Genomic DNA, 12258 nt, shown 5'->3' on the forward strand with positions numbered 1-12258 from the left:
ATTATCCCTTATTTTCTTTTCAGGATCTATGACAGGAGTCTCAGCCACTTTCGCAAGCCTTGAAAACTATTCTTTAGCTATAGGGTTTTTTCTGATAGCTATAAGTCTTACATTATTTAGGGGGGCTTCTCATGCTCAAAAAATCTGAAATCCCGAACGGGGAAATTATGTCTCAAAAAATTTTCTATCATTTTGTAAATATCTGCTTAATAGTAGCTGCTTTAGCAAGTGCTATACAAGGTGATTTTATCCTTTCTATTATTTTCTCTATGGCACTCGGATTTATACTTCTTGGGTCAAGGGGGGATAACAACGACTGAAGAACTCAAAAAACCCGCTCCATTTTCAATGGACGTTATAGCCTACGCAGGAACCCCTAACGGAATCCCAAACGACGAACTTTCAAAAAATTGGGGGCCTCTCAACAAGCAGCTTGCCTTTTCAAACCTTTCAGAAAACGACATCCTTGACATCGAAGACACTCTAAGAATCAGAGAGCTAAAATCATCTTCAAGCCTCAGAGACTATGAACTTAGAGCCCTTGACCTCAAAGGGGCAGACCAGAGCAGCATTATTTCAAAATGCCTCAGCAGCCTTGGAAAAGGCGGGTTCCTTATAAAGCGTGCAACAACAGCAAGTCACGAGATCACAAACAAAACCGAAGAAAACAAAAAATCAAGATTCTTCGGTCTCGGATCTCCAAAACAGCAGCCTCAACAAATCCCACAGCAGGGGGGAAGATAATGGACCTAAAACCAGTCCTCTTTCTCGCTGTCCTCAGTTCCCTGCTCTTATCCTCTCCCGTGGCCTCTGCGGCTCCATGGTCGCAGGTATCCTACAATTCTAATATTAATCTGGGAGAATCATTCACTCATGGAGACTACACAATCACCCTTACCGACATAGCGCGAAACTGGGACGGGGATATCTATGCTCTCATGTTCACAGTCTACAAAAACGGAATAGAAGAAGATAGAATAGCTGTCAACCTCGGCCAGAGCACAGAATTCGCAGATGGAAAATACAAACTTACATTCTCAAAATATCAATTCAAAAAAATATCAGGCAGACTCGAAGCTGCCTTAATTCCTAATTTCGAGATCTCTTCAACTACAACCCAACTCAAAGACTACAACAAAACAACAGTTTGCGCAAAACTAACAACAGCAGAAGCAGAAAACATTAAGATAACCTGGAAAACTTCTGGGGTAGAACTTCAAAACAAACCCACATCAAAACGCTACGAATCGCTTTCAAAAGATGGCAATCTCACAAACTCAACTCTCAAATGGTCCGGATCTGGTAGCATCATCCTCGAACTCACCTATCAGGATGTTGACGGAAAAAAATACAATCAGTCCTATAACGTCCTGCAAAACTCAGTATACGAAGAAACAGGATTGGGAGTAAGCCCAGGACGGATTTCAGCCGAAAAAACAGTATTCAAAAACGCAGCATTCCGGGCTATGACCTATGCAAATCTCTCTCAAGCGTCAATCTCTGACCTTCGCAGCATCACCCAAACCGGGAAAGTTTCCCCTATAACCGTAAACAAATACCGTGAAAACATAGAGAAAAAACGCTTAGAAGCTGCAATCATCCGATCAATGAACTACATTCCATACTCTGAATCTGAAAAAGCAAAACTCAACAACATTCTTCATGAACTCGGGGGTAATCAATAATGTCTACTGCTAATACAATCGCCTCAATGCTCATACTCGAAAGCCTTATACTCGGCTTTCTCGGCTTCCTAACATTTTTCGGATATCCATCATGGATGAAAATAGCCCTTGCAAGAGTCAAAGGCAACCAGTATGTAATCAAACTCACAAGAGACAATGCTCTGGTCCTCGAAGGAGCAAAAGAAACCGAAGGGATTTATCAAACAGCAAACGGAGTATATGAACTCGAACCGGAGGACGCTTTCAGCTTTAATGGCTCAACCGGTGCTCTCTGGTATGCTCCGTATAATAGGGCAGTACACGCCAGGGTAATGCCTCTTCTCAAGGATCTCAAAAAATTCGGAATCGATAACTACGGCCAGCTAATGTTTTTCTACAAAACCCCAATAGAAGAAATTCAAAAAACTAACGGAGATTCAGCTGCAGAGATCGCCTCAGTAATCCAGGGCTATGACGGAAAAATCCTCCAGGACCTGGAGATAGTCCGGATATCCGACCTAAAAAACTTTCTAGAAAGCAGAAGCCCTGCGGCTGAAAACGGGATAATCGAACGCTATGTTAACATCGAAAGAAGAAAGCTCGGCAACCCACTCAAAAACGGAAACGTAGTCATGATGCTTATAATGGCTGCCCTTCTCGGCCTTGCCTTCGGCTATATAATGGCAGGCGGGGGAGGAGTAGAAACGCCGGCAGGTATAGCAGCAGCCTCAAACGCTGCAAGCGGTCTAACTCAACTTCAGTAAGGGGGTATAAAAATATGGGAGTAGTAGGAGCATGGATAAAAGTACTAACAGGCTTCTTTATCCTCGGAGCAACCTTCATCTTAAATCAGCCTATCTTTGACTTTCTTTTCGCCCTTGGCACTGCAATGGGAGGCAACGCAGCCCACACAGCCGAAACACTTGACGGAGAACTGCGTTACCTTCCTGTCATAATGTCCTTGTCCTTAATTCTTTGGGGCTTCCTAGAAGCAACAAGATCAGAAAATAGTAGTTTCTGGAAGTGAGAACATGAAGAAAATTCTTCTTTCTTTCTTTCTTCTTCTCTTTCTTCCATACACAGGAGGTGCGTTTGAAGATAATTGTGAAAGGGGGGTAATCTCGGATTATTGGGTTACAGGATATTATATCTCATCATACTATACAGATCCATCAGGCAGATCTGATACAGTATTGTATATCGGCGCCGGGGGCTCAGGCGATGATGTATCAATAACATCTATAAATACTCTTAATCCTGCGTACTTCTCATTTATTTTTCTAGACGGAGCTTGCGGTGCATCTAATAAATATAATATAAATTATTTAAATCCTACAACAGGAGCTACACAAGTACAAATCAGTATTACCGATGCTACAAATAAAATTTCAGACAACTCAAAAGTAGAAATAATACGTGAAGGGTCATATTTTAATGTATATTCTAACGGAGTATTAATATCAAGTACTGCAGATCCCGGCGGGGTATCGGAAAACGTGAAAGTATCGTTTTCTTTCTACTCAGCATCATCTTTTACGAAGTGGATGTATATAGATGATATAACTGACGGATCTATGATCGGTACAGGAAAAATATATTATGAATCTGCAACATCAATTCCTATAACATGGTCTGCTAAATTAATGAGGAGTTACGAAACACAACATGAGATCTCACTTTACAGTATTACAAATCCAAATAACGCAGGCAAAATTATATCATGGAATATTCCTCAAGATGATAATGCTACTACAAATGAATACGGTTATTTCTCGTTTTCTCGCTCTGGTGTTCTTGGGGATAATCACGGGCTTTACCTGTTAGAAATGACAAGAGGGAGCATAGTTCTTACAGATACATATTTCTATTACGATCAGCTAGCAAACCCTCAAGGATATCCAGAAGTCCTTTTCCTCGCGTCCTCTGATGTGGACGCAGAAATAATAGATGAAGACGTCAACGGGGGAGAAATAGCAGGCGGCGGTTCTGTCTATCTATACCCTGAAATCAATGAAAACGGAATTTATAACATCACTTACAACATCAAAGAAACCCCTTTCAGCATCTCTGTAACACTAACAAAAATATATAATAACACAGCCCTGAACGGCACTAATATACACTTCACCGGGTTATCAGGTCAAAACTATTACGTTTCAGTAGACAGCACACCGATAAACGGTACTAATGGCGCTGATACCTGGGACTGCTCCCTTACATGGGACCAGAACACACACATTATTTCCTTTGCTCCAGATTATACTTTGCCGGGGGTATGGGGTTATGTCAAAAACGCAGACACGCAGGCAGCAATAAAAAGCGCTACTGTAACAGTAACTAACGGATCACTGTTCACTGAATACCTCTATACTGACAGTAACGGCATGTATTACCTTACAAAAGGGATATCCGAAGGTCCATATAACCTAACAGCAGCCAAAACCGGATATACAACCTCAAATCCCTTCCTGCTCACCACAACAGCAGGGACAACAACCAGAAAAGATATTTTTCTTGAAAAAACGTCTGGATCTGGGGTTTATTACGCTCCTCACGATGTCACTTTCACGGTCCTAGAATTCTGGTATAGCTCTATAGGTCTTCCCGGAGTATCCTATGCAGTCTATGATGATGAAAATGAGTCAATAAAAAACGGCACTACAGGCAGTAAAGGAACATTCACAGTAAAAGAAATGGACCAGGGCATAAACTATACCATAACCCTCACTCATAACGGAAACACTTATACTGAGTACATAGAACCCGGACTAACAGAATACAATATCGTCCTTAATAAGGAAGGCATAATCCACCAGTATTATAATCCATGGCTGAATCTCTCGTACTCAGAAACTCAAAATAACGTAACTGTAGCCTACAATAGTAACAAAACAGTATCAACAGCTTCTTTTACTGTTATAGCTTCTAACGGGTCCCAGGTCCAAGCTGACACTCTAAACACAACTTCAGGCTCTTTCCTTTTCTCCTTCACAGAAGGAGATTACATCATGCAGTTCGGTATAGAAGCCTCTGACGGGTCCACAGCAGCGCAGGCATGGTCTATAAGCTCGCCTCCTGTAGTAACTCTTTTTCCCGCTTCATACCCGGCATGGCTCAAAAACATGCTATTCGTAGCCATAATAATAATTTTCCTCCTGGCATTCGGAAAAGCGAAAAACGATATAGCCTGTGGATCTGTCGCAGTCCTTACGAGCCTGGCATATTATTTTGAGTGGCTATCCTGTAGCTTCAACTTCGTGGTCCTAATCTGGATCATAGCAGCAGGCGCAATATTCCTACATTACAAAAGAACGGGGGCGGTAGGCTGAACGGTGACAAAATAGAAGGATATGCATTTTCAATGCTGCTCTTGCAGCTGTCCTTCGTCCTCGTAGGTCTGGCTGGAATCTTTCCTTACAGCATGGAGTTTGCAGGTTTCAACCCTGCAGAAGACATCCAGGACACGGTAAACAGCATGCAAGTAATGTATGAACGCCTCGCAGGCGAAGGAATCCTGTCAAGCGCAGCCCTAACGGCCTATGTCCTGATTATGGGCGTGAAAATTGTCTTAGAGTTCCTTCTAATGACCTTAGTAGGGGCTTATCCGCTTCTGACAGCAATAGGACTACCCGCAGCCTTTGCGGTCCCTATCTCAATGGTCCTCGGGGCCGTCTGCGTATATGGAGCCGCAGTAAAATTCTTGGGGAGGTAATTATGAATCCTTGGCAAGACTACAACAAATCAGAAGCTTTCAAAAGCATCAACAACATGCATGGAAACTATAATTACACTTTCAACCTTTCAGACTACCCGGCACTCTCAAACATGACCAATGCGTCAGTCCTCGACGATCCAGAGCCAGCCGGGGCAGTCGCAAACAGTATCTTCACACCAATAAACTCCTTCTGGGCCTCTCCTGCAGTATGGGGCTCGTGGTTCTATGTCCTGCTAATTTTCTTGACAGTAGGGACCGTATACATCAAGAGTCAGAGCCTTCACAGGACCAGTATAATAATGCTCTTCATGTCTCTGCTCGCAGTAGTCCCAGGCTCAACAGGAGCTATATACATCCCTGCAACAGCCCTTCACACACTCTACATTTTCTCTGCAATAGCCCTAATGGGGGTACTATATTCATTCTGGGTAGGTGACTAAAATGTCAGGCAGAAGAAAAAGAATCGAAATCCGCGAATGTGATATTCCTAACGTCCAGGTTCGTGTACTCTCCAACGACTTCAGGCCGGTAGGGGATTATTCCCTCCAAAATTTCTTCAAAAAATACAGGAGGGTATAATGATCGTAATTATTTTAATCGAACGTCCTGCATATGAATCAATAAAAGACGTTCCACATAATCCAAAGTATCAATGTATAAAAACTCCTAAATTTTATTCTCCGAATTATCTTAAGGGGGTCTAAACTTGGCATACGTAAACAGCAGCGGAAAAACTGTAGTATCTCTATCTGAAGCCTCAAGTGGTCATGCAGCACAGACCACAGCCAGCAGGGACGCAGCCGGAAACGTTGTAGGCACATCAAAAGGTTCTCAATACGTCCGGGCTCAAGAAGCCGTCAGAGCAGCAGAAGCAGCAGAAACAGAACAGCAAAGCAAATACAGCAGCATGGTACAATATAATACAGGTATACCATCCTGGGCAACTGCACCCGGAGAAACAGCCGGGATTGATAGAAGCCAGCTTCAAAAATTCAAAACAGTAGATCAGCTGGAAGAAGAAAAAAACAGAAGTGTAGTATCAAGAGCCGTATCCTCATTCAAAGAAGGCCACAAAGCAGGCGAAGGCAAGGATTACTCTCTTGAAGGTCTTCAAGCCCCCAAAACACGGGCTCAAGACATGGCCACATATTCTTTATACGAGAAAAGCAATAAACTCTCTGAGGGATATAATACAGTACAAAACGCCCTTCTATCTCGTCTCTCTCCTGGGACAACAAAAGACGTCATAACAGGAGTATCAAACATTCCTGAAATGGCTATAGGGGCAGTGGGGGCGGTCCCTCTCGGGCTAGAAACAATAGCCCGAAATCCTACTTCTATCTCAGACTCTATAGGCTTCGGACTCGGAGCTATGGCAGGCTCAACAGTAGAAAAAGCAAAAACTCACCCAGGGGAACTTGCTGGGGAATTAGTAGGAGCTTACGCACTTGGGAAAGTAGGCGGATCACTTGAAGGAAAAATCAAGCCGGGAATATCTTCTAAAGGATTAAAAGAATTTTCTATAGATGAACGCGCATCACTCGGCGCTCAAAAGCTCGTCTATAAAGAGCAAAACTTTAAATCGACTGAACTCCCTAAAGTAAAACAAGAAATAGAAACTTATCATGTAGTGGGGGATGAAATTATACCAGAATCATTAATGAAAATAAACCGTATTCAATTGCCCGACGACTTTGTTCTAACATCTGAAATGGAGGAGGTCCTATTCAGTAGATCTTCAAAAACACCAGAAATAAAATTAGATACATCAAGACTAGATGCTAAACTTCAACGAAACATCTTCTCCTCAGAACTTACACAGCCAACTGATTCTATTATCAGCTCTGTTCAGGCTCAGGAACTTGTAATTGGGTCAATAAAAGCCTCAAAAATAGAAAGTCTGGCAGTAGAAGCTGGGAGGTTTGCACCATCTCCAGGTATTGCAGTTCCCTCCTTAGCTTACTCTCTACCCTTTGCAGGCCAAGGGCTCCAAGTACAGGGTAAACAAAAAAACGAATCTATATTTATGGCTGCCTCTCTCCCTGTAATACCTATTTCCTTCTCATCAGCTGAGGCTCAGTTCTTACCAGATCCAACACTCCAAAAAGAAAAGGACAAAGGCTCTATTTATACTACTCAACTTCCTGACATCAGCTCAATAGAATCTCAGAGATCAAAGCCTATAATTATCCCGGACACACTCCCAGATATTCCTCAAGATATACCAGCTTTCAACGATCCTTTACCACCTGGGAACGATCCAGGAGGTTTTACTCCTCTCCCTTTCCTGCCTGGCAGAGGCGGTAAAAAACCAATCATGCTATCAGATGATTTCGATATCCTAGGGGAGTCTACAACCAGCAAACCGAAACACAGAAAAACTAAAAAGAAAATGACAAAAAATGTATACGGAGATCCATTTAATGTAAAACTAAAATTCTAATTTTATTTAATTACTCTTTTTTTCTCTTCTTTTCTTCGTAGACAAATCGCAAAACGTATATAATTTAATGTTTTATAAAACTTGAAATTTGGCTTATCGAGGATTATATATTAAAAAAATAAAACTGTTTATTTTTATATGTACGGTAAAAATCTGTCTTTAGAATATGGTATTCGGGATCTTCCAGAAACGACACTTTTAAACGATTTTTTACTTGATTGCTCAGTAAGAAACTTTTCTCCTCGGACAATTCAGTCCTACAAAAGCAATCTAAAATATTTCCTCTCTCGTCATTCTGTCCAAATCAACCCGGACGACTTAAAAAATTTCCTCATCCATATCCGGGACAAAAAACACTATTCTCCTTCTACTGTCGGAAACTATTTTGCTGCTCTCTCTTCCTTCTATGACTGGCTTGAATGGGAAGGAGTAATCGAAAAAAACATAGTCCCACAATTCAGGAAACGGTACTTAAGATACTATAAAGAGCAGAGGCACGAAGAGCGCCAATTAATCAACTTGGAACAAATGCGGGCCCTGATCGATTCAGCTGAATGGGTAGGCTTCAAATCAATGTTTATCTTTTTTGCAAAAACAGGAATCCGCAGGCAGGAATTAATAGACCTTGACCTCAAAGATCTCTATCTTGAGAATAGGTATGCAATCCTAAAGCCTCATGCAAAACGAAGCAACAGAGTAGTATTCTTTGACAACGAATGCGCTCAGGTCCTTGAAGCCTGGCTATCCTGGCGCCAGGAAAACAAAATAAGGAACAAAGCTCTTTTTCTCGGCACACATGGCTCCCGGATCAACCGAGATACTGTCTATGACGTCACAACAGAACACGCCCAAAGCTTAGGCTTTCACAACCCTGCAGGCCGATTGAATGAAAAATTTACACCGCACTGCTTCAGACACTTTTTCACTACATGGCTCCGGCGCTCTGGCTGCCCTCGCTCAATCATTCAAGAGCTCCGGGGAGATGCAAGAAAAGAAGCAATCGACATCTACGACCACATCACCCAGGCAGAACTAAAAGAAAGCTATATAAAATATATTCCACTTTTGAATATAAAAATATAAATTTTAGTTACTGATCTGGGGAGGTACAGTAACAGCTTACTATGGTATTTATTGCGGCCGCAATTTGCTTTCCTTGTTCCGTAATCTCTAATATATACTTGGGCTTCTGCGGCTGCTCTCTAATTATAATTAATCCAAAATACTGGTATTGGTATGCTATATCTCTACAGGCTGCTTTATTCATTCTCATCTCGTCAGAAAACTTTTGGAGATCTATTACTTTGTGTGAGGCAATAGTTAACAGTCCCTCGGTTCTGTTTTCTTTGAAAAAATATTGAAAAAACTTATACTGCTCTGAAATCATGAACTAATAATCTAAGTATTTCCTTATCTTTCTTTCGGGAAACTCTTGATAAGTGCCGCGACTTAGAGTCGAAAACTTGTTAAGGCTCAAACGAACAAAAACGAGAATTTTAGTATTGTTAACCAGTGAAGTTAGCGCTGAGGGGGAGATTCGAACTCCCGTAGCGCGTAGCGCTACCGGTTTTCAAGACCGGCGCCGTGGTCCGCTGGGCTACCTCAGCATGTTGAAATGACAAGTTCTTCTGGCTTTCCGTATATAATCTGGCAAATCGCCCTGACATTCCGGGAAGCGTATACAGAGAACCTGATTATTATATATAAAATTTGCGAAGAGAAAGGACTCTTCGCTTTTCCTTAAAGTACGACAGATTTATTCCTGGGATTCCGAAGGCTCTTCTTCAGCTTCGGGTTCAGCCTTGACCTCAGGCTCTGCTGGTGCAGGGACTTCAGCTTCGGCTGTGAGTTTTTCGATAAGCTGGACTTCTTTAAGGCCGGCGTACTTGAAGAGTTCGGATGCAACCCTGTTCTTTGCCATGAGCCAGCGCTGGTTGAAGGTCAGGCCTGTCGGGACATTGATCTTTGCAACTCCGTCAGCTATTTCTACTTCCATGTCACGAATGCCGGTATAGAGGGCGAGAAGACCCTGTATTTTCTCCACATCGTCTTCAAGAAGCTTTTCAATAGCGTATTCGTAGGTAACGGTCTTACCTGCTAGAGGGCTGTTATAGTCTACAGTAACCCTGCGGCCGATAACCCTGCTGACAACTCCTCTCCTGCCGTCAATTTCTACAGGCATGCCCGGATGAACGTTTCTGTCCGGGAGCTTTGTTATGGAAACTGTCTCTACGAGCTTGGGATTGCTCGGACCGAATGCCTTCTCCGGCGGGATTGAAACTGTTCCAGAGTAACCGGCTTCCTTTCCTTCAAGGTCTTCGTCAAGGCCCTCAATGGTGTGCCCTGCCCCGACAATAACGACGTCTCCGCCATAAAGTCCGCGAGGGTTAAAGATCTCTTCTTGCTTGGCAAGTTCTTCGTCTGTTGTATCAAAAATCCTGCCATCCTCAAATCTACCTGTGTAGTTTAACTTTATGAAATCGCCTTTCTGGATTGCCATAATTCTCAACTCTTCTATTAAATTAATTAAACGTGATAAGCAAGGAAATTATCCTTTCGAGTTAAATTTCTGATATTCAAAGTAAACGCGTTCCACGCTATAGAACTCTGGCTTTAATAAGCTTTTTGGGAATCAACGGAGTTACTTGAAAACTCGCATGTCATTATAAAAATATTAGCCTGCAATAAATTACATCTGAACCCGTGTCTGCCGCCACTAAAAGGAAGTATAGAAGAAATTTTTCCTGAATACTGGAAAAAAAGTCATTCTCATTTATACATTCGAAAGATACCCTTTGAGATAAAGTTGCTTTTCTCACACTAATGTGAGAATATGACCCACCAGGAGAGGCTTTTCCGGAGAGGTCTGTCAAGCGTATCTCGTAAATTGAGTTTTCTGTATCAATCTGATCTGTATTACTCTTATTCTCGAATCAAAAACCTATTTTAGGACCACTTATTTCATCTATCTATTTTCGTCCTCTTATCCTTATTCTCTTATCCTTATTCTCTTAATCCTTATTCTATTATTTTTTATGTCTCTGAATGTGATAATATATTAAATATAACCTTGAATACTATATTTATTGGGGCAAGGAAACACATAGCGGACTTTGTCTGTCTGGGTGGTTATTATGATTTTTCATTCAATTGAATAACTGCAGCCGCAGAAACCTTGTAGAAAGAGTTTTCACTTTCAGGAGGGGTGTATGGAAAAGAAGCTTATGAGAATAGGAGTTTCCCTACCAGGGGACCTTCTGGACAAATTTGACAAAACACTTATGAAAAGAGGGTATTCCTCTCGTTCGGAAGGGATCAGAGATGCCATAAGGACATATAATCAGCACTATGAGTGGATGCAGCAGATAAGGGGTTCAAGAGCTGCAACAATTTCTATTGTATATGACTGCTCAAAGAAAGGAGTAACAAGTACTCTGGCAGCAATTCAGCACGAGTATATGGATATGATAAACTCTTCAGTACATTTCCATATGGAAGGAAGTCTCTGTTTTGAAGTTATAATCCTTGCAGGGGAAGGAGAAAAAATAGTAGAGCTTGCCCAGAGAATCCTGAGTATAAAAGGAGTTAAACATTCAAGACTGACAACTGTACCTGAAGAAAGGAAAGAGTGAACAGGACAATAAAGATAAACTTATCTAACTGCACAGATGATTATAATCATCTGTTTAATCATCTGTTCATTACTTACAAGATAAACTTCTAGATATTTTACAGTTTATACTATAAAAATTTGGGTTTCTACACTTAGTTTTCCTGGCTTTATTTCGACAGATGCTTCTTCCAATTCCAGTCGCTTAAGGGAAGAACATGAATTTGACAGAAATCTGTGAAGAGTTTTGTTTATATTCAAGAAGTCTTAAAACCATGCTTAGGAATACGGCAGGAGTTTTTCTTTTAACAAGATGGAAGCAAGTAGAGAAAGAAAATGTTGGAACTGTTGACGAGACCACACTTCCGGAAGTCCTTAGAATTCAGGCCGAAGGGTTTGAAAATCAAAGGCAGGGAGATCTTATAAAACATTCAAAGAAGTTCAGAGAAATCTTTTATACAATTAAGAGCCGGGATAGTGTAATAGGCTACTGCACTTACTACCTGAAACCATCTTTTTCGCTTAGGGGATTTGAGAAAGAATCCGTAATTTATTCAGTTGCAATAGATAGAAAATTCAGAAACAAAGGATTTGGCAGAAAGCTCATGGAGGAAAGTATTCTAGAGATGAAGCATAACGGAGTTCAATCCATTTTTTTGTATGTAAATGTAAACAATACTCCTGCTATGAAATTATACAAAAAAACGGGCTTTCTGATAATCAAAGAAGTGAAAAACATATGCGGACAAAAAGAGAGATGCTACAAAATGAAACTGAAACTTTATTGATTTAATTTCCTGAAACTGGCGCTGAGCAGGATTTTTCT

Annotated in this window: 14 protein-coding genes and 1 tRNA gene; 13 read left to right on the plus strand and 2 right to left on the minus strand. The window is 41.4% G+C overall.

From position 1 onward, the window contains the following. Positions 1-131: 131 nt before the first annotated feature. From MSHOH_RS14135 to MSHOH_RS14180, 11 genes are all read left to right on the plus strand, one after another. Positions 132-320 (plus strand): hypothetical protein, encoded by a 189-nt coding sequence (locus tag MSHOH_RS14135; RefSeq protein ID WP_048140535.1) that lies wholly within the window; start codon positions 132-134, stop codon positions 318-320. A gap of 28 nt (positions 321-348) precedes the next feature. Beyond that, entirely contained in the window at positions 349-744 is a 396-nt protein-coding gene (locus MSHOH_RS14140; protein ID WP_048140537.1) for a hypothetical protein, read from the plus strand. Beyond that, the gene (locus MSHOH_RS14145; RefSeq protein ID WP_048140540.1) at positions 744-1685 is read left to right on the plus strand and encodes a hypothetical protein; all 942 of its coding nucleotides are present in this window, start codon (positions 744-746) and stop codon (positions 1683-1685) included. Before MSHOH_RS14140 ends, MSHOH_RS14145 begins: the two co-directional genes overlap by 1 nt. After that, positions 1685-2428, plus strand: a complete 744-nt coding sequence (locus MSHOH_RS14150) for a hypothetical protein (protein ID WP_048140543.1) — start codon at positions 1685-1687, stop codon at positions 2426-2428. Before MSHOH_RS14145 ends, MSHOH_RS14150 begins: the two co-directional genes overlap by 1 nt. 14 nt (positions 2429-2442) lie before the next feature. Beyond that, positions 2443-2691: a hypothetical protein gene (locus MSHOH_RS14155; protein WP_048140545.1), complete on the plus strand. Its 249-nt coding sequence runs from the start codon at positions 2443-2445 to the stop codon at positions 2689-2691. A 4-nt stretch (positions 2692-2695) separates the two neighbouring features. Continuing rightward, on the plus strand, positions 2696-4993 hold the full coding sequence (locus MSHOH_RS14160; protein WP_048140547.1) for a carboxypeptidase regulatory-like domain-containing protein: 2298 nt from the start codon (positions 2696-2698) through the stop codon (positions 4991-4993). A gap of 32 nt (positions 4994-5025) precedes the next feature. Further along, positions 5026-5376: a hypothetical protein gene (locus MSHOH_RS14165; protein WP_048140550.1), complete on the plus strand. Its 351-nt coding sequence runs from the start codon at positions 5026-5028 to the stop codon at positions 5374-5376. A gap of 2 nt (positions 5377-5378) precedes the next feature. Beyond that, positions 5379-5819 carry a hypothetical protein gene (locus MSHOH_RS14170; RefSeq protein ID WP_048140553.1) on the plus strand — a complete coding sequence of 147 codons (441 nt, stop codon included), beginning with the start codon at positions 5379-5381 and terminating at the stop codon, positions 5817-5819. Between the two features lies 1 nt (position 5820). Next, positions 5821-5958 carry a hypothetical protein gene (locus MSHOH_RS23930; protein ID WP_158024184.1) on the plus strand — a complete coding sequence of 46 codons (138 nt, stop codon included), beginning with the start codon at positions 5821-5823 and terminating at the stop codon, positions 5956-5958. Between the two features lie 328 nt (positions 5959-6286). Beyond that, entirely contained in the window at positions 6287-7822 is a 1536-nt protein-coding gene (locus MSHOH_RS14175; RefSeq protein ID WP_158024185.1) for a hypothetical protein, read from the plus strand. Between the two features lie 138 nt (positions 7823-7960). Further along, entirely contained in the window at positions 7961-8905 is a 945-nt protein-coding gene (locus MSHOH_RS14180; protein ID WP_048140558.1) for a tyrosine-type recombinase/integrase, read from the plus strand. 439 nt (positions 8906-9344) lie between these two features. Here MSHOH_RS14180 and MSHOH_RS14190 read toward each other — a convergent pair. Together MSHOH_RS14190 and MSHOH_RS14195 are read right to left on the minus strand one after the other, a co-directional pair. Next, positions 9345-9429: transfer RNA gene (locus MSHOH_RS14190), tRNA-Ser, on the minus strand. 149 nt (positions 9430-9578) lie between these two features. Continuing rightward, positions 9579-10322: a peptidylprolyl isomerase gene (locus MSHOH_RS14195; RefSeq protein WP_048140560.1), complete on the minus strand. Its 744-nt coding sequence runs from the start codon at positions 10320-10322 to the stop codon at positions 9579-9581. A gap of 709 nt (positions 10323-11031) precedes the next feature. Here MSHOH_RS14195 and nikR point away from each other — a divergent pair. Together nikR and MSHOH_RS14205 are read left to right on the plus strand one after the other, a co-directional pair. Continuing rightward, positions 11032-11454: a nickel-responsive transcriptional regulator NikR gene (nikR, locus tag MSHOH_RS14200; RefSeq protein WP_048140562.1), complete on the plus strand. Its 423-nt coding sequence runs from the start codon at positions 11032-11034 to the stop codon at positions 11452-11454. A gap of 253 nt (positions 11455-11707) precedes the next feature. After that, the gene (locus MSHOH_RS14205; protein ID WP_048143505.1) at positions 11708-12220 is read left to right on the plus strand and encodes a GNAT family N-acetyltransferase; all 513 of its coding nucleotides are present in this window, start codon (positions 11708-11710) and stop codon (positions 12218-12220) included. Positions 12221-12258: the final 38 nt, after the last annotated feature.

The sequence above is a fragment of the Methanosarcina horonobensis HB-1 = JCM 15518 genome, from assembly GCF_000970285.1.
GTDB lineage: Archaea > Halobacteriota > Methanosarcinia > Methanosarcinales > Methanosarcinaceae > Methanosarcina > Methanosarcina horonobensis.

Bases quoted from the DNA above. Each gene is read 5' to 3' on its own strand.
- MSHOH_RS14135 (WP_048140535.1), top strand. From the start codon at position 132: ATGCTCAAAAAATCTGAAATCCCGAACGGGGAAATTATGTCTCAAAAA.
- MSHOH_RS14140 (WP_048140537.1), top strand. From the start codon at position 349: ATGGACGTTATAGCCTACGCAGGAACCCCTAACGGAATCCCAAACGAC.
- MSHOH_RS14145 (WP_048140540.1), top strand. From the start codon at position 744: ATGGACCTAAAACCAGTCCTCTTTCTCGCTGTCCTCAGTTCCCTGCTC.
- MSHOH_RS14150 (WP_048140543.1), top strand. From the start codon at position 1,685: ATGTCTACTGCTAATACAATCGCCTCAATGCTCATACTCGAAAGCCTT.
- MSHOH_RS14155 (WP_048140545.1), top strand. From the start codon at position 2,443: ATGGGAGTAGTAGGAGCATGGATAAAAGTACTAACAGGCTTCTTTATC.
- MSHOH_RS14160 (WP_048140547.1), top strand. From the start codon at position 2,696: ATGAAGAAAATTCTTCTTTCTTTCTTTCTTCTTCTCTTTCTTCCATAC.
- MSHOH_RS14165 (WP_048140550.1), top strand. From the start codon at position 5,026: ATGCTGCTCTTGCAGCTGTCCTTCGTCCTCGTAGGTCTGGCTGGAATC.
- MSHOH_RS14170 (WP_048140553.1), top strand. From the start codon at position 5,379: ATGAATCCTTGGCAAGACTACAACAAATCAGAAGCTTTCAAAAGCATC.
- MSHOH_RS23930 (WP_158024184.1), top strand. From the start codon at position 5,821: ATGTCAGGCAGAAGAAAAAGAATCGAAATCCGCGAATGTGATATTCCT.
- MSHOH_RS14175 (WP_158024185.1), top strand. From the start codon at position 6,287: ATGGTACAATATAATACAGGTATACCATCCTGGGCAACTGCACCCGGA.
- MSHOH_RS14180 (WP_048140558.1), top strand. From the start codon at position 7,961: ATGTACGGTAAAAATCTGTCTTTAGAATATGGTATTCGGGATCTTCCA.
- MSHOH_RS14195 (WP_048140560.1), bottom strand. From the start codon at position 10,322: ATGGCAATCCAGAAAGGCGATTTCATAAAGTTAAACTACACAGGTAGA.
- nikR (WP_048140562.1), top strand. From the start codon at position 11,032: ATGGAAAAGAAGCTTATGAGAATAGGAGTTTCCCTACCAGGGGACCTT.
- MSHOH_RS14205 (WP_048143505.1), top strand. From the start codon at position 11,708: ATGCTTAGGAATACGGCAGGAGTTTTTCTTTTAACAAGATGGAAGCAA.